Annotated in this window: 25 protein-coding genes; 14 read left to right on the top strand and 11 right to left on the bottom strand. The window is 68.2% G+C overall.

Annotated features, from left to right (window positions below; all coding sequences use genetic code 11):
• Positions 1-10: 10 nt before the first annotated feature.
• The 4 genes from ROZ37_RS07210 (at position 11) to ROZ37_RS07195 (ending at position 2,951) form a co-directional block, all read left to right on the top strand.
• The gene (locus ROZ37_RS07210) at positions 11-598 is read left to right on the top strand and encodes a cytochrome c (RefSeq protein ID WP_312658548.1); all 588 of its coding nucleotides are present in this window, start codon (positions 11-13) and stop codon (positions 596-598) included.
• A gap of 10 nt (positions 599-608) precedes the next feature.
• Complete coding sequence (locus tag ROZ37_RS07205; RefSeq protein ID WP_312658547.1) at positions 609-1,235, top strand: SCO family protein; 627 nt, start codon at positions 609-611, stop codon at positions 1,233-1,235.
• The gene (locus ROZ37_RS07200; RefSeq protein ID WP_312658546.1) at positions 1,232-1,849 is read left to right on the top strand and encodes a hypothetical protein; all 618 of its coding nucleotides are present in this window, start codon (positions 1,232-1,234) and stop codon (positions 1,847-1,849) included. The genes ROZ37_RS07205 and ROZ37_RS07200 overlap by 4 nt, the downstream gene beginning before the upstream one ends.
• A gap of 298 nt (positions 1,850-2,147) precedes the next feature.
• Positions 2,148-2,951: a proteasome-type protease gene (locus ROZ37_RS07195; protein ID WP_312658545.1), complete on the top strand. Its 804-nt coding sequence runs from the start codon at positions 2,148-2,150 to the stop codon at positions 2,949-2,951.
• Between the two features lie 315 nt (positions 2,952-3,266).
• On the opposite strand, the gene ROZ37_RS07190 is transcribed toward ROZ37_RS07195, so the two are convergent.
• From ROZ37_RS07190 to ROZ37_RS07175, 4 genes are all read right to left on the bottom strand, one after another.
• Positions 3,267-4,460: a BON domain-containing protein gene (locus ROZ37_RS07190; RefSeq protein ID WP_312658544.1), complete on the bottom strand. Its 1,194-nt coding sequence runs from the start codon at positions 4,458-4,460 to the stop codon at positions 3,267-3,269.
• 425 nt (positions 4,461-4,885) lie between these two features.
• On the bottom strand, positions 4,886-5,290 hold the full coding sequence (locus ROZ37_RS07185; RefSeq protein ID WP_312658543.1) for a hypothetical protein: 405 nt from the start codon (positions 5,288-5,290) through the stop codon (positions 4,886-4,888).
• Between the two features lie 10 nt (positions 5,291-5,300).
• Entirely contained in the window at positions 5,301-6,089 is a 789-nt protein-coding gene (locus ROZ37_RS07180; RefSeq protein ID WP_312658542.1) for a globin domain-containing protein, read from the bottom strand.
• Positions 6,090-6,370: 281 nt separating this feature from the next.
• Positions 6,371-7,057, bottom strand: coding sequence for an SOS response-associated peptidase (locus tag ROZ37_RS07175; protein ID WP_312658541.1), 687 nt, complete (start codon positions 7,055-7,057; stop codon positions 6,371-6,373).
• Positions 7,058-7,189: 132 nt separating this feature from the next.
• Here ROZ37_RS07175 and ROZ37_RS07170 point away from each other — a divergent pair, with 132 nt between their 5' ends.
• Positions 7,190-7,726 carry a metallophosphoesterase family protein gene (locus tag ROZ37_RS07170; RefSeq protein ID WP_312658540.1) on the top strand — a complete coding sequence of 179 codons (537 nt, stop codon included), beginning with the start codon at positions 7,190-7,192 and terminating at the stop codon, positions 7,724-7,726.
• On the opposite strand, the gene ROZ37_RS07165 is transcribed toward ROZ37_RS07170, so the two are convergent.
• A complete protein-coding gene (locus ROZ37_RS07165; protein ID WP_312658539.1) occupies positions 7,678-8,433 on the bottom strand; it encodes a glutathione S-transferase in 756 nt (251 codons plus the stop codon). The two genes, ROZ37_RS07170 and ROZ37_RS07165, sit on opposite strands and share 49 nt — an antisense overlap.
• 416 nt (positions 8,434-8,849) lie before the next feature.
• Here ROZ37_RS07165 and ROZ37_RS07160 point away from each other — a divergent pair, with 416 nt between their 5' ends.
• Positions 8,850-10,955: a TonB-dependent siderophore receptor gene (locus tag ROZ37_RS07160; RefSeq protein ID WP_312658538.1), complete on the top strand. Its 2,106-nt coding sequence runs from the start codon at positions 8,850-8,852 to the stop codon at positions 10,953-10,955.
• A gap of 222 nt (positions 10,956-11,177) precedes the next feature.
• Here the strand turns inward: ROZ37_RS07160 and ROZ37_RS07155 are convergent, their stop codons facing one another.
• Complete coding sequence (locus tag ROZ37_RS07155) at positions 11,178-11,894, bottom strand: hypothetical protein (protein WP_312658537.1); 717 nt, start codon at positions 11,892-11,894, stop codon at positions 11,178-11,180.
• A gap of 407 nt (positions 11,895-12,301) precedes the next feature.
• On the opposite strand from ROZ37_RS07155, the gene ROZ37_RS07150 reads away from it, so the two are divergent.
• The 4 genes from ROZ37_RS07150 to ROZ37_RS07135 all read left to right on the top strand — a co-directional run bounded on the left by ROZ37_RS07150 (position 12,302) and on the right by ROZ37_RS07135 (position 16,136).
• The gene (locus tag ROZ37_RS07150) at positions 12,302-13,237 is read left to right on the top strand and encodes an SDR family oxidoreductase (protein ID WP_312658535.1); all 936 of its coding nucleotides are present in this window, start codon (positions 12,302-12,304) and stop codon (positions 13,235-13,237) included.
• Positions 13,238-13,429: 192 nt separating this feature from the next.
• A complete protein-coding gene (locus tag ROZ37_RS07145) occupies positions 13,430-13,873 on the top strand; it encodes an NfeD family protein (RefSeq protein ID WP_312658534.1) in 444 nt (147 codons plus the stop codon).
• 10 nt (positions 13,874-13,883) lie between these two features.
• On the top strand, positions 13,884-14,747 hold the full coding sequence (locus tag ROZ37_RS07140) for an SPFH domain-containing protein (protein WP_312658533.1): 864 nt from the start codon (positions 13,884-13,886) through the stop codon (positions 14,745-14,747).
• Positions 14,748-14,813: 66 nt separating this feature from the next.
• Positions 14,814-16,136 carry an MFS transporter gene (locus ROZ37_RS07135; RefSeq protein WP_312658532.1) on the top strand — a complete coding sequence of 441 codons (1,323 nt, stop codon included), beginning with the start codon at positions 14,814-14,816 and terminating at the stop codon, positions 16,134-16,136.
• Between the two features lies 1 nt (position 16,137).
• On the opposite strand, the gene ROZ37_RS07130 is transcribed toward ROZ37_RS07135, so the two are convergent.
• Positions 16,138-17,244 (bottom strand): transglutaminase domain-containing protein, encoded by a 1,107-nt coding sequence (locus ROZ37_RS07130; protein WP_312658531.1) that lies wholly within the window; start codon positions 17,242-17,244, stop codon positions 16,138-16,140.
• 16 nt (positions 17,245-17,260) lie between these two features.
• A complete protein-coding gene (locus tag ROZ37_RS07125; RefSeq protein ID WP_312658530.1) occupies positions 17,261-17,824 on the bottom strand; it encodes a TlpA disulfide reductase family protein in 564 nt (187 codons plus the stop codon).
• Between the two features lie 315 nt (positions 17,825-18,139).
• Here ROZ37_RS07125 and ROZ37_RS07120 point away from each other — a divergent pair, with 315 nt between their 5' ends.
• The 3 genes from ROZ37_RS07120 (at position 18,140) to ROZ37_RS07110 (ending at position 20,972) form a co-directional block, all read left to right on the top strand.
• Positions 18,140-19,252 carry an S-(hydroxymethyl)glutathione dehydrogenase/class III alcohol dehydrogenase gene (locus ROZ37_RS07120; RefSeq protein WP_409449936.1) on the top strand — a complete coding sequence of 371 codons (1,113 nt, stop codon included), beginning with the start codon at positions 18,140-18,142 and terminating at the stop codon, positions 19,250-19,252.
• Positions 19,253-19,259: 7 nt separating this feature from the next.
• Positions 19,260-20,108 (top strand): S-formylglutathione hydrolase, encoded by an 849-nt coding sequence (fghA, locus tag ROZ37_RS07115; protein ID WP_312658529.1) that lies wholly within the window; start codon positions 19,260-19,262, stop codon positions 20,106-20,108.
• A gap of 159 nt (positions 20,109-20,267) precedes the next feature.
• A complete protein-coding gene (locus ROZ37_RS07110) occupies positions 20,268-20,972 on the top strand; it encodes a GW dipeptide domain-containing protein (RefSeq protein ID WP_312658528.1) in 705 nt (234 codons plus the stop codon).
• A gap of 253 nt (positions 20,973-21,225) precedes the next feature.
• On the opposite strand, the gene ROZ37_RS07105 is transcribed toward ROZ37_RS07110, so the two are convergent.
• From ROZ37_RS07105 to ROZ37_RS07095, 3 genes are all read right to left on the bottom strand, one after another.
• On the bottom strand, positions 21,226-21,735 hold the full coding sequence (locus ROZ37_RS07105; RefSeq protein ID WP_312658527.1) for a CreA family protein: 510 nt from the start codon (positions 21,733-21,735) through the stop codon (positions 21,226-21,228).
• A 36-nt stretch (positions 21,736-21,771) separates the two neighbouring features.
• Positions 21,772-22,203, bottom strand: a complete 432-nt coding sequence (gene arfB / locus ROZ37_RS07100; protein ID WP_312658526.1) for an alternative ribosome rescue aminoacyl-tRNA hydrolase ArfB — start codon at positions 22,201-22,203, stop codon at positions 21,772-21,774.
• Between the two features lie 190 nt (positions 22,204-22,393).
• Complete coding sequence (locus ROZ37_RS07095) at positions 22,394-24,970, bottom strand: bifunctional diguanylate cyclase/phosphodiesterase (RefSeq protein ID WP_312658525.1); 2,577 nt, start codon at positions 24,968-24,970, stop codon at positions 22,394-22,396.
• Positions 24,971-25,103: 133 nt separating this feature from the next.
• Between ROZ37_RS07095 and ROZ37_RS07090 the strand changes: the two genes are divergently transcribed.
• Entirely contained in the window at positions 25,104-25,718 is a 615-nt protein-coding gene (locus tag ROZ37_RS07090) for a c(7)-type cytochrome triheme domain-containing protein (RefSeq protein WP_312658524.1), read from the top strand.
• Positions 25,719-25,747: the final 29 nt, after the last annotated feature.

The raw sequence follows: 25,747 nt of genomic DNA, 5'->3' as shown, positions 1-25,747 counted from the left end.
CAAAACCACGATGACCGAACGAAATTTCAACGACAGTCCGCAGCGACGTGAGAACCCCGACCCGCACGAAGCGCTGCACCCGGTGCCGAAGATCCTGCTGGCGATGATCGGCGGGCTGCTGATCTGGGCGGTGTCCTACATCTACATCGCGCAACCCGACACCGACCCGGCGCTCGGCGACCGTCGCGGCCTCGGCGTCCTCGCGGCGGTGCCGACGAAGGCGGTCGACGGCGGCCAGATTTTCGCGGCGAACTGCGCCGCCTGCCATCAGGCGACCGGCACCGGCATCCCGCAAGTGTTTCCGCCGCTCGCCGGCTCCGAGTGGGTCACCGGCGACGAGCGGAAGCTGGTCCAGGTGCTGCTGCACGGCGTGACCGGCCCGATCGAGGTGGCCGGCGCGAGCTACAACGGCGCGATGCCGGCGTTCGGCGACAAGCTCGACGACGAGGCGCTCGCCGCGCTGCTGACTTACCTGCGCAGCGCGTGGGGCAACACTGCCGGACCGGTCACCGCCGACCTGGTGCAGGCCCAGCGCAAGGCGAGCGCCGATCGCACGACGCCGTGGAACGGCGGCGCCGAACTCGCCGCGTTGAAGTAAGGCGCCGGCAGTGCGCACCGTCGTCGTCGTCGCGCTGTTCGCAGTCTTCGCACTCGCCGCGTTCGCCGAAATGACGAATGGTTTTCGCGTCGTCACCAGCGAATCGGCGCGGCGACTCGCGGCGGTCGAGCGTCCGATCGAGGTCGCGGACGCCCCGCTCGTTGACGCGGCCGGCAAGGTGCATGCGCTGCACGCGGACCTAGCGAGCGACGGTCGCATCGCGATCGTCGACTTCATCTACACGCGCTGCGAGTCGATTTGCACGGTGCTCGGCAACGAGTTCCAGCAGTTGCAGCGGGAGATCGTCGCGCAGGGCCTGCAGGACCGCGTGCGATTGCTGACGATCAGCTTCGATCCGGCGCACGACGATCCGGCGGTGCTCGCCGGCTACGCGAAGAGGATGGCGGCCGACCTGGCGCTATGGCGCTTCGCGACCGCGGCCGACGCCGGCGAACTTGCGCCGCTGCTCGCGAGCTTCGGCATCGTCGTCATTCCGGACGGGATCGGCGGCTATGTGCATAACGCCGCGCTCCACGTCGTCACTCCCGGCGGGCGGCTCGCGCGCATCCACGATCTCGGCGAGTTCCGCCAGGCGTTGTACGACGCCGCGGGGCTTGCGGGGGGAGCGCGCGGATGAGCCCGCGGCTGAGCGCGCTCCTTGCGCTGGCGACGATCGCCGCGTGCGCGCTGCCGCCGGTGCGCGGCTGGCTCGAAGCCGACATGGCGCGCCACATGCTCGTGCAGTTTCCGCTGCTCGTCGGCGCCGGCGCGCTGCTCGGCAGGTCGTTGCCGCCGCGCGCTCGCAAGGGCGTCGCGGCGTTCAACGCGCACGGCCTCGCCGGCTTCACGCTGTTCCTGCTCGTCACCGCGTTCTGGATGATTCCGCGGGCGCTCGACGAGGCGCTGCTGTCGCCCGCGATCGAGGTCGCGAAGTTCGCGTCCCTCGTTGCGGCCGGCGCTGCCCTGGCGCTGTCGTGGCGGGCTGCGCCGCCGGTCGTGCAGGCGTTCTTCGTCGGCAACTGGGCGTGGATGAGCGCCGTCGTGGGGCTGCTCTACACGGACGCGCCGGCGCGGCTGTGCAACTTCTACCTGCTCGACCAGCAGACCGTTGCAGGTCGCGGGCTCGTCGCGCTCGCGATCATCGTGCCGCTCGCATGGATCGTGTCGCTCGCGCGCAGCGGCTACCTCGCGGAACTGCTGTCCGACGCGCCGCGCCACCCGTCGCCGGAGGCCGGTTCGCCGCGTAATTGAAACGGACGGCGCGGGATCGACGCGCATTCGGCCCGGAGCGAGTGGCAATGCGACGGCGAATTACCGGGAATCGGCGCAGAATCGACCCGGGCGCCGCGATTGCAGTGATCGTTTTCGCGCCCGACGCGCAGATCCGTTGCACAAAACCGCCGCGGCCCGGTCTAAACGGCGCAGCCTGTTCCGTGTAACACAAAGTAGCGTCCGCTGTACCCGACTATCCGTTGAACCGGGAGATCCCGCCGCGACGGCCTTCGCGCGGGCCGCGCACGGCGTCTTCCTCGCTCGAACCGGGGGGCTCATGACTTACTGTGTCGCCATGCGTCTCGACGCAGGTCTGGTTTTCCTGTCGGATTCCCGCACCTACGCGGGCGTCGACCACATCAACACCTTCCGCAAGATGCATTTCTTCGAGCGCCGCGGCGAACGCGTGCTGGTGCTGATGACGGCCGGCAATCTCTCGATCAGCCAGTCCGTCGTCAATACGCTGCGCGAGCGGATCGAAGGCGGCGGCGCGCGCAACCTGTGCAACGTGCCGACGATGTTCGAAGCGGCGAAGCACGTCGGCGATTGCCTGCGCGAAGTCCACGCGCGCGACGGCGAAGCGTTGAAGGAATTCGGCGTCGATTTTTCGGCCGGGCTGCTGCTCGGCGGCCAGGTGAACGGCGAGGAGCCGCGGCTGTTCCAGATCTACGCGGCCGGCAACTTCACCGAAGCGACGCAGGAGACGCCGTACTTCCAGATCGGCGAGTCGAAGTACGGCAAACCGATCATCGTGCGCGTCGTCACGCACCAGACCTCGCTCGACGACGCCGTCAAATGCGCGCTGGTGTCGATGGATTCGAGCATCCGCTCGAACCTGTCGGTGGGCTTGCCGCTGGACCTGCTCGTCTACAAGCGCGACGCGCTCGAGATCGGCCACCATGTGACGATCCGCGAGGACAACGCGTATTTCGAACTCATTCGGAAGCTGTGGAGCGCTCGACTGCGCCACGCCTTCGACGAATTGCCCAACCCCGACTGGGAGAAAATCCAGCTCACCGCCGAGGCGCTGCGCGAAGACGCGTGCTCGACCCAGACGCGCCGGGAGACCCGCCAGAGATAGGCGGGGACGGAGTCGCGAAAGAGCGCCGCGCCTGGGCCCGGAGAAGAGCGTCACGAAAGACGCGACGCGCGGCGCTGCAAAAAGCTGCGGCGAAAGATCTCGTGACGCCAGAACCAGGCGCTAGGCGGCGACCGCGGCACGACCTCAGGCCAGGGCCTCGAAGGCATGACCGTAAGCCACGACCGCAAGCCACGCACGAGCGGCGCACGACCAGCGCACAACTAATGGCCAGGTGCGGCACAAAAAAAGCCGCAGCGACCGCTGCGGCTTTCGTCACTGCCGGCCCGCTCGGCGCGGCACCGGCTGCGTGCGCTATTACTCTTCCTTGCCCTTGCCCCGGGATTCGGTGCCCGATTTCGTCGAGGACGACCCCGACAGGCCCGAGAAGCCGCCCGACGACGAGCCGCTGCGGCCCTGTTCGCTGCCGCTGCGCGATTCCTGACCCGACTGGCCCGACTGCTGCGTCTGCACGCGGAGGCGGTTTTCGATGTCCTGCACGCCCCAGCAGTCGTCCACGATGTCTTCGATGCGGTGGCGCATCTGGCGCGACGGCACCGTGCCTTCCAGCTCCACGCGGCCGTTCTTCACTTCGATGCTGACTTCACTGACGTCGACGCCTTGCTCGTCGACCAGGCGCTCGCAGACCATCTCGCGGATGCGCTCATCCGAACGCGCGTAGTTCTTCGGTCCTTTGCGGCTGCGTGAGGTTTCAGTCTGGCCCCAGCCGGCCTGCATTCCGCCGCGGAATCCGCCGTAGCCGCTGCTCGTCTGGGTCTGGCCGCCCATCATGCCCTGCTGCGACTGCTGACCCCAATCCTGCTGGCCGGACATGCCGTAGCCCTGCTGGCTGCCATGCCCCTGCTGCTGGCCGAAACCACGCTCGTGCTGCTGGCCGTAGCTTTGTCCCATCCCTTGCTGTGGCTGGTACTGCCCGTAGCTGATTTGTCCCATCCCCTGCTGAGGCTGGTATTGCCCGTAGCTTTGCCCATAGCCCTGCTGCGGTTGCTGCTGCCCGTAGCTCTGCTGGCCGTAGCCCTGCTGACCGAAGCCGCGCTCGTGCTGCTGGCCGAAACCCTGCTGCCCGTAGCTCTGGCCGAAGCCCTGCTGCGGCTGATGCTGGCCGTAGCCCTGGCCGTATCCCTGCTGGGACTGCTGGCCCCAACCCTGCTGCCCGAAGCCCTGTTCGTGCTGCTGCCCGTAACCGTGCTCGCCATAGCCCTGCTGTCCGTAGCTTTGCCCGAACCCTTGCTGCGGCTGCTGCTGTCCGTAGCCTTGCTGGCCGAACCCTTGTTCGTGCTGCTGGCCCCAGCCCTGCTGGCCGTAGCCCTGTTGTCCGTAACCCTGGCCCTGGCCGATTCCCTGCTGGGACTGGTGTTGGCCGTAGCCTTGCTGGCCATGGCTCTGCTGCGGTTGCTGGCCCCAGCCCTGCTGGCCCTGTTGCGAATGCTGACCGGACCGTTCCTGGTCGTAACCCTGCTGACCATGTCCATGCTCACGCTGCGATCTCATTTCAACGTCTCCTCAGCTGGCAATTAAAACGGGGTGTAACGTGTCTGGATGCGGGCCGCGTTCGGTACGCCGGGCCCTCAGACCGTTCGCTATCAGCAATGGGTGTGCCCATGGCGGGCAGATGTCGGCCGCGGGGCGCGTAGGCCGGGCGGCGTGCTTGCTGGTTTTCGCCCCGCTTCAACGTAGATCGCTGCGGGAGAAGTTACAAGGGCTTGTAAGGCGGGGCACGACGGCGCGAGTGCGCGGTGGCCGCCGGTCCGACCGGAGCGCCGAGATCGATCGCGACTCGGCCCCGAACGGGCCCAGGCTCAGGGCCCTGCGGCGGGACGAGCGGCGGCGCGGCCGCGACGTGCCGCTTCACCGCGCAACCGAGCTCGTCCTGCGAAGGTCACAGCCGCCCGCGCGGGCGCCGCCGCCGGCTGCGCTTACGCGGCGATCTGCTGGTCCGGTCCGAACACTTCGTAATGGATGCGGTCGCGCGGGATTCCCCATCCGAGGAGCGTGTCGCGCTGCTTCAGCATGAACGGCAGCGGGCCGCAGAGGTAGTAGTCGGCGTCGGCGAGTTCGATGCGCGCGCGGATCCGTTCGAGGTCGACGATGCCTTCGAAGTGATAGTCGCGTCCCGCGACGTCGTCCGCAGCCGGTGCGTCGTAGAACACGACGTGTTCGACGTGCGCGCGGTCGGCGGCGAGCTGCTCGACGTGGCCTTTCAGCGCGTGCACGCGTCCGTTGCGTGCGCCGTGCACGAATACCGCGCGGCGATGCGTCGGCGCGAGCGCGTTCAACATGCTGATCATCGGCGTCAGGCCGACGCCGCCGCTGACGAGCACGACCGGCGTGTCACGCTCCTCGTGCAGGTAGAAGTCCCCGTACGGCGGCGACAGCCAGTGTTTCGCCGACCGCGACCGCGTCGTGCAGCCGGTTAGACACCGCACCCGCCGGGTCCTGGCCTTCGCGCTTCACCGAAATGCGGAAATAGCTGTTGTTCGGTGCTTCGGACAAGCTGTACTGCCTGATCTGCTCGACGCCGAGCTCCGGGATGTACAGCACGATGCTGATGAACTGACCGGGGACGAACGGCGGCAGCGCGCCACCATCCGCGGGGCGCAGGTAGAACGACGTGATCAGCTCGCTCTCGCGCACCTTGCGGTCGACGACGAACTCACGCCATCCGCTCCAACCGCCCGGCGCCGCCGCGGACGCGCGGTACAGCTCGGTCTCGGCCGCGATCAGCACGTCGGCGAGCTCGCCGTAGGCTTCGGCCCACGCGGCGATGATCTCGTCGGTCGCAGCCTCGCCGAGCACCTCGCGGATCGACGCCAGCAGATGCCGGCCGACGATGGGGTAGTGGTCCGGCCGGATGCCGATGCTCGCGTGCTTGTGCGCGATGCGCGACGCGACCGGTGCCAGCGCCGACGGGTTCTCGATGTTCTGCGCATATGCGAGCACGGCGAGCGCCAGCGCCTGCTGCTGCTGGCCGCCGGCCTGGTTGCCGAGGTTGAAGATGTTCTTCAGCTCGGGCTCGTTGGAGAACAGGCGGTCGTAGAAATGGGTCGTCAATGCGAGCCCGTGCGCTTGCAGCGCCGGGACCGTGGCCTTGACGAGTTCGATCGTGCGAGGGGAGGGCATTGGGGAGGGCTCCTTTAAAGATGTATTTTAAGTTCTACTTTCGACGCGCAGGGTATACGGGGAGGCGACCCGAGGCAAGCCAGAACCGGTGGCACGGGGGGCGCGCGATGACGCGAGCAGCGCCGCCGTTGCGCGCCACGCTGCAAGGCGCAGACCCGCTCCATTCCGGCCTTTGCCGCAGCGGGCCCGCCGACTCGACCGCCCGAGCGAGGCGACACCCCGCAGATTCCGGACACTCCCCGCACGTCCCGATGGCAGCCCGAATGCTGCATCCGTCGACGCTACGGCTGGTCCTTCGCGGGCAGGATCGGAGCCACGAGTTGCGGTCCCTGGGCGCGCGCGTTGCCGACCGCGCGGTCGACCGGAAATGCCTCGATCCGCTCGGGGTCGTAGCGCTGCGCGATATCGACGAGCAGGTCGACGTCGGTGACCTCCGGGTCGAGCCAGGCGGCGTAATGCTCCGGCGCGACGATGACCGGCATCCGCTCGTGGATCGGCGCGACGGACTCGTTCGCGGCCGTCGTCAGGATCGCGAACGATCGCACCGGCTCGTCAGGGCCATCGCGGTGCGCGAGGAGGCCACCGAAGCCGAACAGCGACTCGCCGCCCGGGGGGCGGATGAAATACGGCTGCTTGGAGTCCGGCCCGCGCCGCCATTCATAGAAGCCGCAGGCCGGCACGAGGACGCGCGAGTGCCGGAATGCAGCGCGGAACAGCGGCTTGCCGGCCGCCGTTTCGAGCTTCGCATTCACCGGCCGGGGTTCCTTGCCGATTGCCGGGACCGGCGACGACAGCAGTCCCCACTGTGCCAGCACGATTTCGCGGCGGCCGCCCTGCGCGGCGCGGATCACCGGCACTGTCTGGCTCGGCGCCACGTTGTAGGCGGCGGCCCACTCGAATTCCGTCTGGATGCCGAACTGCTCGCGTAGCCGCGACGAGGGCCCGAACAAGGCGTAGCGTCCGCACATTCAGCCGTCCTCCGTTCGACGGGCGCGTGCTCGATGAACGTGCCCGCCGCATCTGCTGTCCGACTCCCGGCCTCCCGACTCGTCGTCCGGAGCCGCCAATTTCCAGTCCCTGGTCATCTCGCTGAGCCAGCCATGAAAATCGCCGTCGTCTCCGACACCCACATGCCGCACTTCGCGAAGGCGCTGCCGCGAGCGCTGCGCGAGGGGTTCGCCCGCGAGGAGGTCGGGCTGATCCTGCATCTCGGTGATTTCACCGCGCCCGAAGTGGCTCGACACTTCGCCGCGGTCGCGCCGTTCGATGCAGTCGCCGGCAACAACGACGGGCCGGAACTGCAGCAACGCTTCGGCCGGCGCAAGGTGCTCGACGTCGGCGGCGTGAGAATCGGGATGACGCACGGCGACGGTGTCGGCAGGACCACGCTCGCGCGGGCGCTCGACGCGTTCGCGCCGGGGGACGTCGACGTGATCCTGTTCGGCCACAGCCACGCGCCGTACTGCGCCCGTCACGGGGAGGTCTGGGTGATGAATCCCGGCTCGCCGACGGACAAGCGGACGAATCCGCGCTATTCGTGGGGCATGCTCGAGTTGCGCGAGGGCGGCGTTTTTCCGACGCTGCACTTCTATGACGACAAGAGCGCCGGCGGGGGGCACGGGTCGAGTTCGGGATAGTGGCGGAAGATGCCGGACTCGTTGAACGGCTGGCGGCGCGGCGACGCGAGATAGGCGGCGATGTTCGGACGGGCGGCGACGCGGGCGTAAACCTCGACGAGGCGCGGAAGTGCCGGTTCGAGGCCCGCCATCGCGTGCGGGAACGCATAGCGCAGGCCGGCGACGAGCTGGAACAGCGACAGGTCGACGTAGCTCTCCGCATCGCCGACCGCCCACCCGGTGCCGCAGCGGTTGCGCGCGAGAACCTGTTCGAAATAGCCGAGAAACTTCGGCATCCGCCCTTGCGTGAAATCCGCCGCGCGCCGCGCCGCCTCGGGTTTCTGGTCCTCGTAGTAGAGGCTCCCGGCGATCGGGTGGTGGACGTCGTGGGCTTCGGCGACGGCGTCGGCGATCGTCAGCTGCAGCTGGTGCGCCCATAGCCGTCCGGTCTCGTCGGGCGGCGCGAGGCCGAGCCGCGGGCCGAGGAACAGCAGGATCGCAGCGGTCTGGCCGATCACGAGCTCGCCCGCTTTCAGGAACGGCGGCGCAAACGGCGGACGCTCGCAGCCGGCATCGTCGAGCAGCGCGGTGAGCGCAGCGACGCCGCCGCCGTCCGCGTCCGGTCCGCGCGCCACGTCCACGTAGTCGGCGCCCGCTTCCTCAAGCGCGAGCCGGACGAACTCGCCGCGGCCCTGGATTCCCGGCCAGTAATACAGCTCGTAGATCATCCGAATGTCCTCCGTTCGTCGGGGCGAGAGGGCCAGCGGTCGTGGCAAAGTCGGCGCAGCGACTGCAGGGCGCGCGGGCGAATGCGTTTCTGCGGCGACCGGACTGCAGCGATGCAGTCGATGCCGACTGGTGCTCTGGCAGCTTCCGCGGCGCACGCCCCTCCAGCAACGTGAAGCGCTCCGATCGAGGACGGAGACCGCCATTACGCGAGGGAATTAGGCTCCGGGAACGGTTCCCGGTTCGGGCGCAACACATCCGGAAACGCCTTGCCTTTGAGAATGCTTCGCATTTATGATGCGAGCTGCCATCACTTATGCAACGGCACTGCCCGGGCATTCCAGATTGGTTCTCCCGTTTTCCCGGCAAGCCAGGCGACATCTCTCCAAGCCAGCCAAAATTCAGCAAGGAGTTTCAGATGTCGTTTCAGATCCGCATGAGGCCGGCGACCGTCGCCGTCCTCGGCGCACTCGCCACGCTCGGCGCCGCCAACGTCTCGCATGCCGCCGACGCGGTGCTGTCCCCGGTGCTCGTCAAGGGCGAAGCGGAGCGTGCGGACGGGCCGGTGCAGGGCTATCGCGCGACGCGCTCGGCCACTTTTACGAAGACCGACACGCCGCTGAAGGAAGTGCCGGCATCGATCACGGTCGTGCCCGAAGAGGTCATCAAGGACCAGGCGATGCGCGGGATGTCCGACGTGATGCGCTACGTGCCCGGCACGACCGCCGCGCAGGGCGAAGGCAACCGCGACCAGATGGTGATCCGCGGCAACAACACGACCGCGGACTTCTTCGTGAACGGCATCCGCGACGACGCGCAGATCTTCCGCGACCTCTACAACGTCGAGCGCGTCGAAGTGCTGAAAGGGCCGGGCGGCATGGTGTTCGGCCGCGGTGGCGCGGGCGGTGTCGTCAATCGCGTGACGAAGCGCCCGGTGTTCGGCCATGTCGGCGAAGCGAGCTTCACCGTCGGCAGCTGGGACCAGTTGCGCGGCAGCGTCGACGTCGGCGACAAGATCAACGAGGCCGCCGCGTGGCGCCTCAACGCGGTGGCCGAGAAGGCGAACAGCTTCCGCGACGGTGTCGATCTCGAGCGCTATGGCGTCAATCCGACGATCACCTTCATGCCGGGCGGCAACACCGCGCTGACCATCGGCTTCGAGCATTTCCGCGACGAGCGTACCGCCGACCGCGGCGTGCCGTCGCGCAATGGCAAGCCGTTCGACGACAGCGACAGCCGCTTCTTCGGCAACGCGGATCAGAGCGAATCGCGGACGACCTTCGACGCGCTGTCCGCAGTCCTCGAACACGACTTCGGCGGCGTGCAGCTGAAGAACAGCTTGCGCGTGACGCAGTACGACAAGTTCTATGAGAACGTCTTTGCCGGCAGCGCGATCAACGGTGCGGGCGCTCTGTCGATTTCGGCCTACAACAACTCGAACGACCGCCTGAACGTCTTCAACCAGACCGACCTCACGACGAAGTTCGCGACCGGCGGCCTGCAGCACACGCTGCTCGCCGGCATCGAACTCGGCTACCAGGACAGCGACACCCGCCGCAAGAGCGGCCAGTTCGCGACGGGTACGAACACGGTGCGGGCGAGCAGTCCGTTCGCGAGGGCGATCAGCTTCAATCCGACTAGCGGAGATGCGAACAACAACGTCGAGTCGGACACGTTCGCAGCCTACCTGCAGGACCAGATCGCGCTGTCCGAGCAGTGGAAAGTCCTCGCCGGCCTGCGCTACGACAAGTTCGAAGTCGATTTCAACGACAAGCGCGCGGCCAACGCCGACACGTCGAGCACCGACGAGGAAGTGAGCCCGCGCTTCGGCGTGATCTGGACGCCGAGCGCGGCGCAGACCTACTACGCGAGCTATAGCTATTCGTTCCTGCCGGCGGGGGAGCAGTTGAGCCTTGCGACGAACACCGAAAACCTCGATCCGGAGAAGGCGATCAACTACGAGGTCGGTGCGCGCTGGGATCTCGCGCAGGCGCTGACGCTGTCGGCCTCCGTGTTCCGCCTCGATCGCGAGGACGTGCGGAGCGCCGATCCGCTGAACCCCGGCTTCTTCGTGCAGACCGGCGAGCAGCGCACCGAAGGCTTCGAGATCGGCCTGCAGGGTCAGGTGACGCCGTGGTGGCAGGTGTTCGCGGGCTACGCGGACCTGGATTCCGAAATCACGAAGACGACGTCGAGCGCGCCGAAGGGCCGCAAGGTCGGTCTCGTCCCCGAGTCGATGGCGTCGATCTGGAGCCGCTTCGATCTCGGTCAAGGCTGGGGCGCGGGCCTCGGCGTCGTGCATCAGTCGTCGAGCTACACGTCCTTCACGAACGCGGTGAAGCTGCCGTCCTTCACCCGTGTCGACGGCGCGGTCTACTACACCTTCAACGACCGCAAGACCCGCCTCGCGCTCAACGTCGAGAACCTCACCGACAAGGAGTACTTCCCGACCGCGCACAGCGACAACAACATCAGCCCGGGCGCGCCGCTCAACGCGCGGCTGACGCTCACGACGCAGTTCTGACGCAGACGACGTCACGATTCGAAGGCCGGCACCGGCGGCGGTGCCGGCCTTCGTTTTCGTGCGGGCGTGCGTTTTTCTGCCCCCGGAGCATCGGCTCGGTACTTTTCCCCTGCGGCGGCGCCGGAATCCCGCACGTCGACGCCATCTTGCGACGTGCGACGTCGGCGAGGGCCGCGCGAAGCGGTTCCGCTTATCCCGACCTCGCGCGCCGCTGCTGCACGCTCAGGACGATGACCCCGGCCGGTGTCGCGGTCGGTCGCGCCGACCGTTGTGTGCCTCCCCGTGCGTCGCCTGCGCGTTGCGGACCAGCGCGTCCGCCTCGGCCGCGCCGAGGGTCTTCCCCGGCCACGGCACCAGCCCGTTCACGCGCTGACGGTAGCGTGCGTACGCATCGCCGTGGAATTCGAGCAGCTTGCGCTCTTCGAGCAGCGAGCCGAGCCAGAAATACAACGTCAGGCAGATCGTGCTCGTCAGCCGCGCCGCGTCCATGTCGCGCGTCCACAGGATCACCAGCGCGAACGCATACCACGGGTGCCGCACGTAGCGATGCATCGGCGACAGCCGCAGTGCGCCGTCGTCGCTCGCCGTCGCGTCACGGTCGCGCCACTGCGCGGTGCCGGCGAACACCTTCATGTCGTAGTAGCGCGTCGACCAAACGAAACCCACGATTGCCGCGAGCGCGAGGCCGTCGGCAAGCCACCCCCAGCCGCCGCTCCAGCTCCACAACAGCGGCCCGCGCCACGCGAAGGTCAGCCACAGCGGCGGCACGAGGAGCACGATCGCGACGGCGTTGAACAGCAGCCGGTAGCCGTGCGCGGCACCCGGAAAGCGCGCCGTGATCGACCGCTTCACGGTCAGTGATGCGAGCACGGAATGCACGACGGCGTAAGCGAGCCACGCGGCGGCGAGGGTGATGATCTGGCTGAGTGAAAGTGTCATGGCGTCGGAATGGCTTCTGCGATGGGCGGAAGGGGGTTAAGCCTGCTCGGGGCGGCGCGGGAGGAATCGTCGGAACTCCGCAATGCGTTCGGGAAATGCGCGTCGCCGTCGACGCGAGCACCGCCCCCGGCTCCCCAGCGGCGGCGCCGGATCCGAACGCGATCGACGATGCGGCGGGCGAAGCGATGGTAAAGGTTCTGCCCGCAGCGCTGGCGACTCGCGGCGTTGGAATTGCGTTTGCGCAATTGGCCGACCCGACGCCGCTTTCGTCTGGCGCCTCGCCGACACGCGCTTACCCGCCGCGTCGAAACGTCTGTCGCGGCGGTTCGGCGACGACAAGCCCTATGCCGACCCGTGCACGGCACGCCGATTGCCCCCAATCTGGGGAGATCGATGGAGAGGACATCATGGCTATTCGGATCGAGGAGGCCGTCGTCGCGATCACCGGCGCGTCGAGCGGCATCGGGCGCGCGGCGGCGCTGCGCTTCGCCGCGCATGGCGCGAAGCTCGTCCTCGTCGCGCGGCGGGAACAGGCGCTGCGCGCGCTGAGCGACGAGTGCCGCCGGCGCGGCGGGCAGGCGATCGCGATCGCGGCCGACGTCGCGGACGAGGCGGCGCTGCGGGGGCTGGTCGACCGCGCGGTCGCCACCTACGGGCGTATCGACGCGTGGATCAACAACGCCGGCGTCCTGATGGTCGGCAGGTTCGAGGACTGCCCGTCGGATGCCTACCGGCGCGTCATCGAGACGAACCTCTTCGGCTACATCCACGGCGCGCGCGCGGTGCTGCCGCAGTTTCGCCGGCAGGGACGCGGCACGCTGATCAACGTCGCATCGCTCGGCGGGCGCGTCGGCGTGCCCTACCAGAGCGCATACAGCGCGAGCACGTTTGCGATCCTCGGGTGGTCCGACAGCTTGCGTCGGGAGTTCGCGCTCGACGAGACGGCCCGCGTCGAGGTGTGCACCGTCGTGCCCGCGTGCGTCGACACGCCGCTGTGGCGCCAGGCGGCGAATTTCAGCGGCCGCGGCCTGCGCCCGGTCGGCCCGGTCGATAGTCCCGAAAAAGTTGCCCGCGCGCTGGTCCGTGCGGTGCGGCACCCGCGCGGCGAGATCGTCGTCGGCGCCGCGACGCGGCTGGCGTTCCTCGGACTCACGCTCGCGCCGCGCCTCGTCGGCCGGCTCCTCGCGTTCGCGTTCGGGCGCGAGCAGTTCGCGCCCGCCCCGGCCGCGATCGGCGTCGGCAACCTGCTGCATCCGCTCCCGGGCGGCGCGACGGCTCATGGCGGGTGGCGCAAGGAATCGCGCGCTCGCGACGAATTCGGGAGGCTGCAGCCGGGGCACTGAGCCGCGGCGGCGTGCCGGAAAAACGCTTCGCCGCCGAACTCTTCGATGTCGTCGACCGCGTGCCGGTCACGGCGCGCAGACCCCGCCGCATGGCGTGCTTAAGCTGCGCGCCGATCACTCCGTCACACCCCGGGCCGTCATCCATCCCCCCTCCCGTGTCCGCCCGCATACAATCGCGGCGTGGAGGGTGTTATGAATCTTGAATGGTGGCACTGGGTGATCGCAGGGCTCGTGCTGATCCTCGCGGAATTGGCGATCCCGGCGTTTTTCATAATCTGGTTCGGTTTCGGCGGCCTCGTCGTCGCCGGCGTGCTGCTCGCCGCGCCCGGCCTGTCGCTGACCGCGCAGCTCGCGCTGTGGACCGTCGCGTCGCTCGTGATGGTGTCGCTGTGGTTCAGCATCTTCAAGCCCGGTCTGCACAAGACCCGCATCGGCACCGCGGACGGCGACGTGATCGGCGAAGTTGGCCTGCTCGTCGGTGCGGTCGCGCCATTTTCGCGCGGCAAGGTGCGCTTCCAGCGCCCGGTGCTCGGCGCGGAAGAATGGGTCTGCCTGTCGGAAGTCGCGATTTCCGCGGGAGAGCGGGTCCGGGTCGTCGCCGTCGAAGGCAGTTTCTTGAAAGTCACGAAGGCATAAAGGGGAAAACGTGAGCGAAGGTTTGCTGGTCGTCATCGCAGTACTGATTTTCGTCGGCGTCACCCTCGCGAAGGGCGTGCGCATCCTGCCGCAGGGCGAGGAATGGATCGTCGAGCGGCTCGGCAAGTACCACGGGACGCTGAAGCCGGGCCTGAACCTGATCATTCCCTACCTCGACAACGTCGCGTACAAGCTCGTCACGAAGGACATCATCCTCGACGTGCAGGAGCAGGAAGTCATCACGCGCGACAACGCGGTGATCCTGACGAACGCGATCGCGTTCGTAAAAGTCACCGACCCGGTGAAGGCGGTGTATGGCGTCACCGATTTTTCGGAAGCGATCCGCAATCTGATCATGACGACGCTGCGCTCGATCGTCGGCGAAATGGAGCTCGACGAGGCGCTGTCGTCGCGCGACAAGATCAAGGCGCGGCTGCGCGAGAGCATCGCCGACGAGGCGGTCGACTGGGGCCTGACGGTGAAGTCGGTCGAGATCCAGGACATCAAGCCGTCCGAGTCGATGCAGCGCGCGATGGAGATGCAGGCGGCGGCCGAGCGCGAGAGGAAGGCGGTCGTCACGCGCGCCGAAGGCGCGAAGCAGTCAGCGATTCTCGAAGCCGAGGCGCGGCTCGAATCCGCGAAACGCGACGCGAACGCGCAAGTGATGCTCGCCGAGGCGTCGGCCGAGGCGATCCGCCGCGTCGCCGCGGCGGTCGGCAACGAGGCCGGACCGATGATGTATCTGCTCGGCGAGAAGTACATTGCGTCGATCGAGCGCATGGGCGCGGCCGACAACGCGAAGCTCGTCGTGCTGCCGGCGGATCTGCACGAGACCGTGCGCGGGCTGATGGGACGGATCGGCAAGACGGTATGACGTTTCCTGCCGTCGGCAGGCGGCGCGGTGGCACAATCCGCGCTGCTCGAAACCGATGGCAGGATCATGACCACCCAATTCAGACTGATGAATGAACGGCGCTTCCTGCCGTTCTTCGTCACGCAGTTCCTCGGCGCCTTCAACGACAACGTCTACAAGAACGCGCTCGTCGTGCTGATCACGTTCCAGGCGGCGCGATACACCACGGTTTCACCCGGCGTGCTCGTCAATCTCGCGGCCGGGCTCTTCATCCTGCCGTTCTTCCTGTTTTCGGCGACGTCGGGCCAGCTCGCCGACAAGTACGAGAAGAGCTGGCTGATCCGGCTGACGAAGCTGTTCGAGATCGCCGTCATGGGCATCGCGGTCGTCGCGTTCGCGGTCGACTCGCTCGCGCTGATGCTCGCGACGCTGTTCCTGATGGGCGCGCAGTCGTCGATCTTCGGCCCGGTGAAGTACGCGCTGCTGCCGGTGCATCTGCAAGAGGACGAGTTGGTCGGTGGCAACGCGCTGGTCGGCTCGGGCACCTTCGTCGCGATCCTGCTCGGCACGATCGGCGGCGGCGTGCTGATCGCGCTGCCCGACGGCGCGGCCTGGGTGTCGGCGGCGGTCGTCACGATCGCGGTGCTCGGCTATGTCGCGAGCCGCGGCATCCCGCACGCGCCGGCTGCGGATCCGCAGCTCGCGGTCAACTGGAACCCGCTGACCGAGACGGTGCGCAATCTGCGTTTCGTGCGCGAAAACCGCGACGTCTTCGTCGGCGTGCTCGGCATCTCGTGGTTCTGGTTCTACGGCGCGCTGTTCCTCGCGCAGTTTCCCGGCTATGCGAAGGACGTGCTCGGCGGCGACGAGTACGCGGTGACACTGCTGCTCGCGGTGTTCTCGGTCGGCATCGGCGTCGGCTCGCTCGCGTGCGAGCGGCTGTCCGGCAGGCGCCTCGAAGTTGGCCTCGTGCCGTTCGGCTCGATCGGGCTGACGCTGTTCGCGCTCGATCTGTGGTGGGCGAGCCCGGCCCCCGCAGCGTCCGGCGTGCCGCTGGCATTGGGCGCGCTGCTCGGCTCGGCCGGCACCTGGCGCGTGCTGTTCGACCTGCTGATGATCGGTGCCTTCGGCGGCTTCTTCATCGTGCCGCTCTACACGCTCGTGCAGTCGCGCTCGGAGCCGGGCCATCGCTCGCGCGTGATCGCCGGCAACAACATCCTCAACGCGCTTTTCATGGTCGTCGCCGCCGGAATGGGCGCGGGCCTGCTCGCCGCCGGCCTGACGGTCGCCGAGCTGCTGATGGTCGGCGCGCTGCTGAACGCCGCCGTCGCGGTCGCGCTGTGCGCCGCGATGCCGGAATTCGCGCGGCGCTTCCGTGCGTGGCTGCGGCCGTCGCTCAGGTCGCGCTAACTCAGGTCGCGCCGAGCTCGGTCGCCGTCAGCGTGTAGCGGAAGCCCGCCGGGTCGAGGCTGTCGAAGCGGCTGCCCGCGCTTTCGCCCTGCGGATACATCAGGAACGGCACTGCGGCACCGCTGCTTCCGGGCAGCCGCAGGTCGTGCGCGAAGTTGTAGCCGAGCCAGTTCATCTCCCACGCACCGAACAGCGTCCGGCGCGCCGCGACGACTTTCGGATGGTCGATCGCGAGCCCGCCGGGCGACTCCTCGAGCGCGACCTTGCGCACGTCCGCCGGGTCGACCGGCACCCAGCCGAAGCGCTCGAGCCAGACTTCCGCGCGGCAATGTTGCGCCTTCGACACGTCGCCGCTCTTGCCGAGGCTCTTGTAACCGAAACGCGAGTCGGCGATGCGGATGCCGTAGACGTCGCGCGCCGGTAATCCGGCGGCGCGGGCGAGCCCAACATACAGCGCGTTCAGATCCGCGCACTTGCCGGACAGGTCGCCGGCTTCGAGCATCGTGCGCACGTCGCCGAGGCCGCAGCCGCGCGTTTTCGGATTGCGGAAGGTGTTGTCGACGACCCATTCGTAGATCGCCCGCGCCTTATCCTCGTCGCTGCGGGCCCGCCCGACGATTTCGGTCGCGGTGTCGAGCACGATGCCGTCGGTGGGGATCAATTCGGTCCCGCGTGTATAGAGCGCCCGCTCCGCAGCGGGCAAGGAGCGCACCGCGCCGGGTCGGGAAAGATCGACGGCACGGTCGCGCGTCGCGACGCGGCTGACGATCTCGAGGACCGGCTTGTCGGCGTCGGGCCACTCGGCGTGCAGCATCGTCGCGCCGTACTCCGGGTCGGTGACGGTGGTCATCGACTCCGCGTTGCCCCGCCACAGATTGCCCATCGGCCGGATCCAGTCGGCGTCGGAGATCGACGGCAGCGGCACCCAGACGCTCGTCGGACCGCTCGCTGCGGGTTCGACGTGCGTTGTCAGTTCGAAGATCCGCCAGCCGTTGGCCGGATGGGGCGCGAAGGCGCCCGACATTGCCGGCGTGGCGGCGCGGCTCCAGGCGGGCAGGGCGAAGCTCGCCGCGACGGCGGTCGAGCGGAGGAAGTTTCTGCGGTTCATGGCAAAGATCCTGATCTCAGTGTTGGCGTGACTCGCCGCCGGCGGCGACGAGTGTCCGAAGGTGACGGCGTACCGCGGCATCGGCCCAGTCGAGCTCGCCGCGGACGCGGTAGCGCGGGCGGTGCGAGCGGTCGAGGAGCAGCGTCGTCGGCAGGTAGCGCACGTCCCACGCGCGGGCGATGGCCTGTTCCGGGTCTACGACGACGGCAGGCTCGAGCGCGTGATCGTCGAAGAAGCGCCGCACGTCCGCGAGGCGGTCGGCGACCGCGACGGTGACGAGCGCGAGGTCGGTTTCGGCCTCGTCGAGCGCGACGAGCGCGGGCATCTCCGCGCGGCACGGCTCGCACCAGCTCGCCCAGTAACTCACGAGCACCGGACGATCGCGCAGGGGTTCGAGCGCGGCGCGCAGCGCGGCAGGCGCGGGGGTTTGCAGATCGAGCGCTTCGAAGCGCGCGGCGACGCCGGCAGCGACGGCAGCGCGTGCGGGCGCGGAGAACGCCGGCGGCGCGGCGGCCAGCGCGGCGAGGCCGCCCAAAGCGGCGAGCGCGCGCCTTCGCGACGCGCAACTGAGATCGGACATGTCGTCTCCCGATTGATGTCAGCCACCCCGGCGCGGAAGCCGCCGGGATTTAAACGGGGCTGCGCCTGCGCGCATCCCACTTTCTGTGCGGTACTCGGACCGCTTGCGGGGCAGCCGATACACCGATCGGCCTGAAGTGCCCCGGCAGCACGGACGTCGCCGCCCGCGCTGCAAGCTTTCGTCGAGGGCTGCTACTCTTCGACGAAGCCGCGCATTATGCCGCCTTCGCGCGATTTCGCCGACATCGCGGCCGGCGCGCAGTCAACTTGCAGGCGCGACCGCTGTCATCCTCGTTCGACCAACGGAGAAACCAAAATGATCAAATCCCGCGCTGCCGTCGCCTGGGCCGCGAAACAGCCTCTCGAAGTCACTGAAGTCGACGTCGCACCGCCGCGCGCCGGTGAAGTGCTCGTGCGCATCGTCGCGACCGGCGTCTGCCACACCGACGCCTACACGCTGTCCGGAGCCGACCCGGAAGGCGTGTTCCCGGCGATCCTCGGCCATGAGGGCGGCGGCATCGTCGAGGCGATCGGACCGGGCGTGACGTCGGTCGCGGTCGGCGACCACGTGATTCCGCTGTACACGCCGGAATGCGGCCAATGCAAGTTCTGCCGCTCCGGCAAGACGAACCTGTGCCAGGCGATCCGCGCGACGCAGGGCAAGGGCCTGATGCCCGACGGCACGAGCCGCTTTTCGAAGGACGGCAAGCCGATCCTGCATTACATGGGGACGTCGACGTTCTCCGAATACACGGTGCTGCCCGAAATCGCGGTCGCGAAGATCCCGAAGGAGGCACCGCTGGACAAGGTCTGCCTGCTCGGCTGCGGCGTCACGACCGGCATCGGCGCGGTGCTGAACACCGCGAAAGTGGAACCGGGCGCGACGGTCGCGGTGTTCGGGCTCGGCGGCATCGGCCTCGCGGCGATCATCGGCGCCGGGATGGCGAAGGCCTCGCGCATCATCGCCATCGACCTGAACCCGGCGAAGTTCGAGATCGCGAAGCAGCTCGGCGCGACCGATTGCGTGAACCCGCTCGACTACGACCGGCCGATCCAGGAAGTGATCGTCGACCTCACGGACGGCGGCGTCGATTACTCGTTCGAATGCATCGGCAACGTCAAGGTCATGCGCTCGGCGCTGGAGTGCTGCCACAAGGGCTGGGGCGAGTCGGTGATCATCGGCGTCGCCGGCGCGGGCGAGGAGATCTCGACGCGACCGTTCCAGCTCGTCACCGGTCGCGTCTGGCGCGGCTCGGCGTTCGGTGGCGTGCGCGGCCGCAGCGAGCTGCCCGGCTACGTCGAGCGCGCACAGAAAGGCGAAATCCCGCTCGACCCCTTCATCACGCACACGATGGGGCTCGAGGACATCAACCGCGCGTTCGACCTGATGCACGAAGGCAAGAGCATCCGGACCGTGATCCACTTCTGAGGCCCGCATGACGACCACACTGGAACAGATCGCCGCGAACCGCAGCTTTGGCGGCTGGCACAAGCGGTTCCGCCATCGCTCGAAGGTCCTCGACTGCGAAATGGTGTTCGCGGTCTACCTGCCGCCGCAGGCCGACCACGGACGCGTGCCCGCGATGTACTGGCTGTCGGGACTCACCTGCACCGACGAGAACTTCATGCAGAAGGCCGGGGCGCACCGCGTCGCGGCCGAGCTCGGCGTCGCGCTCGTCGCGCCCGACACGAGTCCGCGGGGTACCGGAGTCCCCGGCGACCCGGACGGCGGGTGGGACTTCGGCCTCGGCGCGGGCTTCTACGTCAACGCGAGCGAGCCGCCGTGGAATCGCCACTACCGGATGCACGACTACGTCGTCGATGAGTTGCCGGCGCTCGTCGAGGCCGAGCTCCCGGTCGATTCGCGGCGTGCCGTGAGCGGTCACTCGATGGGCGGCCACGGCGCGCTCGTCGCCGCGCTGCGCAACCCCGGCCGCTACCTCTCGGTGTCCGCGTTCGCGCCGATCACGCACCCGGTCGCGGTGCCGTGGGGGCAGAAGGCGTTCGGCCGCTTCTTCGGCGAGGACCGCGAAGCGTGGAAGCGGTGGGACGCGTGCGAGCTGATCGCCGATGCGCCCGAGCGCCTGCCGTTGCTGGTCGACCAGGGGGACGCCGACGGCTTCCTCGCCGAACAGCTGCGTCCGGATGCGCTGCGCGGCGCCTGCGCGGCGGCCGGCCATCCTCTCGTCCTTCGGATGCAGCCGGGATACGACCACAGCTACTACTTCATCGCGAGCTTCATCGAGGAACACGTGCGCCACCACGCGGCCGCGCTGTACGCCTGAACGCAGTTGGGGCAGTTGGGGCAGTTGGGGCAGCGTGCCTTCCGCGGGAACGGGTCTTGCTTTTCGACAGCCGCCGCACGCTTCGGCCACTACGGCGCCAAATGTCGAAATTCGCTTCCCCGGCAGGCCATCCGGTGCTGCCCCAATCGGAGAAATCTTGTGAATCGTTGGTTGTTGCTCGCTGTCGCCGCATCGGTCGGACTCGCCGCGTGTTCGAAAAAGGAAGAGCCGGTCGCGCCGGCCGCAGAGGCGCCGCCGTCCGCTGCGCCCGCTTCCGGTCCCGTCGCGAGCGCGGCGGCGACACCGAACTCGGGCAAAGTCGTGCAGCTCGAGCAAGGCGGCGGCTATACCTATGCGCAAGTCGAAACCACCGGGGGGCAGCAGGTGTGGATCGCCGGCGGGCACATCGACGTCCGTCCGGGTGACACGGTGCAGTGGGGCGACTACGCGGTGATGACCAATTTCACCGCCAAATCGCTCGGTCGCGTGTTCGACGAGATCCTGTTCGTCAATGCATGGGGCCCGGCGGGCGGGGCGACGACCGGCGTGGCGCCGCACGGCGTCCAGCCCGGCCAGCCACCGATGCCGCACGCCGCGGCGCCCACGACCGCTTCGGACGCCGCTCGGGCTTCCGCGCAAAGTATCGGTGTCGTGAAGAGCGCCGCAAACGCCGGTGGTTACAGCTACCTCGAAGTCGAGCAGAACGGCTCGACGCTGTGGGTCGCGGCGCCGGAGGCGCAGGTCAAGGCCGGCGACAAGGTGAGCTGGGACAGCGGAATGGTGATGCGCGACTTCAAGAGCAGCTCGCTCAATCGCACTTTCGGCGAAATCGTCTTCGCCGGCGCGGTGCGCGTCATCCAGTAAGGTCGGAAGCCGGGGAGCCGTTGCGCTTCCCGGTTTTAATGAGATGGTCAGCCCGATCCCCACTTAGCGGCTGCGCTGAACGGGGATTGTTCCCACCCTGCGCCTCATACGCCTTTCACCGCCGCGCCCGTCGCGACCGTTCGCCCGTGCCCGTGGAAGGGCGGCAGCAGCGTCTCGACCAAACCCGGCGCGAGCAGATCCGAACCTAGGCCCTGGCCTTCGCGGCAGGAGCGAGGCTTCCCGCTCAGCGGGATCAGCGCCGCAACGTGATCGGCGTTGCGCGATCGACCGCCACCGCCGTCACGCTGTTCTTCGGGCTCCCCTCGATGAGCTTGTCGGAATAGGTCAGGTAGACGAGCACGTTGCGTTTCGGATCGACGATCCGCACGACCTGCAGCCGTTTGAACAGCACCGACAAGCGTTCCGAGAACACTTCCTCCTGCCGCGGCAGCGCTTCGCGCACGCGGATCGGCCCGACCTGCCGGCACGCGATCGACGCGTCCGAACGGTCCTCGGCGAGACCCACCGCGCCCGACAGACCCCCGGTCTTGGCCCGCGACACGTAACAGGTCACGCCTTCCACCCGCGGGTCGTCGTACGCCTCGACGACGACCTTGTGATCGGGACCGATCAGCTTCCAGACCGTCGAGACTTCGCCGACCTGTTCGGCGCGCGCCTGCGCGGCGAAGCCGGGCGCGAGCCCGAAAACGACTGCGGCGAGTGCGCAAGCGGCGGCGCGCCGGCGCGGAAGGTATTCGTTCATCGATCCGTCCCTTTTTGTCGAGGTCGGATCCTTCCGTCAGTCGGAAGGATCCAGGGAGTCCCGCCCCGCGCGTTGTCGCTTGCGCTCTCCCTGCGCGCGCTTGCTCTCGAGGCGGCGCTTCATCGACGCCTTCGTCGGCGTCGTCGCGATGCGCGGCGTCGGCAGCTCGCTTGCGCGGGCGATCAGCTCAGCCAGTCGCGTCCGCGCGTCGGCGCGATTGCGCTCCTGCGTGCGGAACCGCTGCGCGGTGATCACGATCACGCCATCGGACGTCGCCCGCCGGCCAGCGAGTGAGATCAGGCGCTGGCGGACCGCGTCGGTCAGCGACGGCGAGTGCGCCGCATCGAAGCGCAGTTCGACGGCGGTGGAAACCTTGTTCACGTTCTGCCCTCCCGGCCCCGACGAGCGGATGAAGCGCTCTTCCAGCTCTTCCTCGGGCAATGCAGGCAGTTCGGTTTCGCCGGGCATGGCACGGAGTATAGACGCGTGAAGCGCGTGCTTGCGCGGACGCGGCGAAGCCAGTCGCAACGAAGGATGAAGCGGAAGGTGCGGGACGCGCAGAGCCGAACGGCGGCAGCCGGGATAAGGCTGCGGGGCGGCGCCCGGCTTCGTCTCAGCGCCGGCTTTCGCGTCGAAAGCCGATGTGCGGTCGGCCGCCTCAGGCGGCGAGGGCGGGCAGCAAGCCGTTCGCGGCGTCCGGACCGGCGGGGCGCGGGCGGCCGATGTGATAGCCCTGCGCGAGATCGATCCCCATGCTCGCGACCTGCTCGAAGATCGCGCCGGTTTCCACGTGTTCGGCGATGCAGCGGATGCCCAGCTCGCGCGCGAGCGACACCATGCTGCAGACGAGCGAATGGTCGGTCGGGCTCGTCATCATGTTCACGATGAACTCGCCTTCGATCTTCAGGAAATCGACCGGGATGCGCTTCAGGTATTGGAACGACGAGAAGCCGGAACCGAAATCGTCGAGCGCGAGCTTGAAGCCGGGGGCGCGGAGTTCGGCGATGAACGCATCGAAGCGGTCCGTGTCGTGCAGCGCCTCGCGCTCGGTGATCTCGAAAACGACGCGCGCGGGGTCGGTGCCGGTGCGCGCGACGATCGCGGTCATCTGCTCGACGACCTTGTCCATCACCAGCGAGCGCGGCGAGGTATTGACGAAAATCAGCCCGTCGAAGCCTTCGGCCGCCAGCGCTTCGATCGCCTTGCGCAGCACGACGAGATCGATGCGGTGCATGATGCCGAGTCGCTCGGCTGCCGGTACGAAATCGTGCGCGCCGATCAGCTGTCCGGACTCGCTGCGCAGACGGCACAGCACCTCCACGGCGACGACGCGGTTCGTGCGCGTGTCGAGGATGGGCTGGATGAACGGTTCGATGCGCTGCTGTTCGACCGCGCGGAGAATGCGCAGCGTGTGTTCGCCGGCGCTGCGGAATTGCTCGGCGAGATCGTCGGCGCTCGGCACTGCGACCTGGTTTCGGCCGCCCGATTTCGCGCGGTACATCATGCTGTCGGCAAGCAGGAAGAGATCGTGCGAATCGTCCGCGTGGTCGGGGAACATCGCGATGCCGATCGATACCGTGCTGGCGAGCGTCGAGCCGTCTTCGGTGATGATCTGCGTGTTGCCGACGTTGTCGAGGATGCGCCGCGCGACATGAGCCGTGTCTTCCGCCGAGGTATCGGGCAGCAGCGCGACGAACTCGTCGCCGCCGTATCTCGCGAGGATGTCTTCGGTGCGCAGCGCCTGCTTCAGCGACGCCGCGATCGTCTTCAGGAAGGTGTCGCCGATCGCATGGCCGTAGCCGTCGTTGATCGACTTGAAGTTATCGAGATCGATCAGGAGCAGGCCGGCCGGATGGCCGCGCCGCCGGCTGCGCGCGACCTGCGCGCCGAGCAGGTCCCAGAACACGCGCTGATTGTAGAGCCCGGTCAGCGGGTCGCGCGTCGCGTGGTATTCGAGCTCGCCGGCGTAGCGGTTGATCGCCTTGATCGAGCCGACGACGTTCAGCAGCGTCGACAGCACCGCCTCGACGGCTTGCAGTCGCGACGGCTCATCCGTCGGATAGGCGTGGATGCCGACCGCGACGATGCCGCCGACGCGCGGCGCGGTCAGCGTCAGCAGGCGCAGGTGACGGAAGTCCGCGCCGTCGTCGCTTTCGCATAGTGGATGGCCAGGGTCCGCGATCGTGTGGCGGACGGGAAGCGACGGCGCGTTCTGCCCGGGCAGCGGTCCGAACGCTGCGCGCAGGTGCGACGCCATTGCCTCGCGCGCTGCGGCGCCCGCGCTGCGGCGCCAGAACACTTCGACCTCGTATCCGCCGTCGTCGGTGGCGAACAAGGCCACGAGCGCGCGGCTCGGCAGCACCACGTCGATTTCGATGAGCAGGTGGGCAACCTGCTCGCGCCAGTCGCGCACAATCTCCGCGGTGATGACGAAGCGTTCGAGCAGCCGAATCTCGAATTCGAGAAGCTCGCGATCGACCGCGACTTCGCGCAAGCGCTCCGTCATCCGGCGGATGCCGTGCCCGATACGGTTGAACTCCGCGAAGCCGAGAGAATTGTCGGTGGTGGCGAGCCGGCGCAGGTCCGACACGCGATTGACGGCATTGATTTCCTGCCGCAGCGCGCCGATCGCACCGTCGAGCCGCCGCGTGATGTGGCCGACGACGAGCAGGATCGCGATGAAGCACACCGGGATCGTCGGCAGGTAGGCGAGAAGCATCCGTTCCCGATTCTCGGAAATGACAGCCTCGACCGACTGGGAAACGTCGATCGCGCCGAGGATCGTGCCGACCGCGGCGTTGCGGTGGCAGACCAGGCAGCGTTCCTCCGCGGCGAGCGGAAAGACGAAGCGCGCGGAATTGCCGTGAAAGCTCTCGACCGCCGTGCCGCTCGTCAGCGCCGCCCGGACCGTCGGGTCCGCCGGCGCCTGTTCGACCGCGCCGAACAGTGCGGACACCGGCTCGCCGCGGAAGATCGTGATGCGCACAGGGCTTCCGGCGACGGCGGTATCGAGACCGGCGACGTAGCCTTCGAGCTGGGCGCGGGTCCAGCCTGTGCTCATCAGCTGGAACATGCTGTTGAACGTCACCCGCGCGAGGACTTCCGCATCCGCGAACGCGTCCTTGCGGATCGAGCGCTCCTGCACGAAATGCATCGTCACGAAGACGAACACGAAGAGCACGGCCGCCAGCAGCGTCGCCGTACCCCAGAGGAGGCCACGGATCGTTCGGGTCATGGAAAGACGCGCCAGGATCGGATTGCCCACGAACCGATCGAATGAAGAATCCGTACAGTAAAGCTAGATGCGTGCCAAACGATGGCGCCGAACTTGCATGTCGGCGGCCGACGACTGTTGGAACACGGGTTTCATGACTGCAAGCAGCAAGCGTATTCGGCTCGCAACGAGCGCCGCCGTGGTTTGGATCCTCGCGATGCACGGCGCCGAAGCGGCGTTGAAGGCCGCCGAGATTCCGCCCGATACGCCGGCCGTGCATGTTGCGCCCGCGCCGGCGCCGAGTGCGGCGCCTCCGCGCGCCGACGATCGCGACGAGTTCTACGATCGCGACAATCCGGGCTTTTCACGGCTGCAGCGCGCCGGAGAAGCGCTCGATGGCATGCCGCGGGACGCGGACGGCAAGCCCGACTGGATGAGCGCGCTGCGCTCGCAGTCGATCGCGCCGCGCCAGCGTATCGACGGAGCCCCGCGCCCCGCCCCGCTCGATCTCGACGTCGTCATGCGCAACACGAAGCAGATGCCGAACGTCCGCTTTCCGCATCGCGCGCACACCGAGTGGCTCGACTGCGGCAACTGCCATCCGGCGCCGTTCGCCGAGAAGGCCGGTGGCACGGCGATCCGGATGGAGGACATCTTCCGCGGCCGCTTCTGCGGCATGTGCCACGACCGCGTCGCGTTCGTCACGCATCGCAACTGCTATCGCTGCCACTCGGTGTCGCAGCAGGGAAGCGCGGCCGCCGGGCGCTGACGGGGCAGCGAGCGCGTGACGTAGCTCCG

It is taken from the genome of Aromatoleum sp., from assembly GCF_032027225.1.
Classification (GTDB): domain Bacteria; phylum Pseudomonadota; class Gammaproteobacteria; order Burkholderiales; family Rhodocyclaceae; genus Aromatoleum.
Note: the sequence above shows the minus strand (reverse complement) of the source record. Positions and strands in the feature narration are given on the sequence as shown.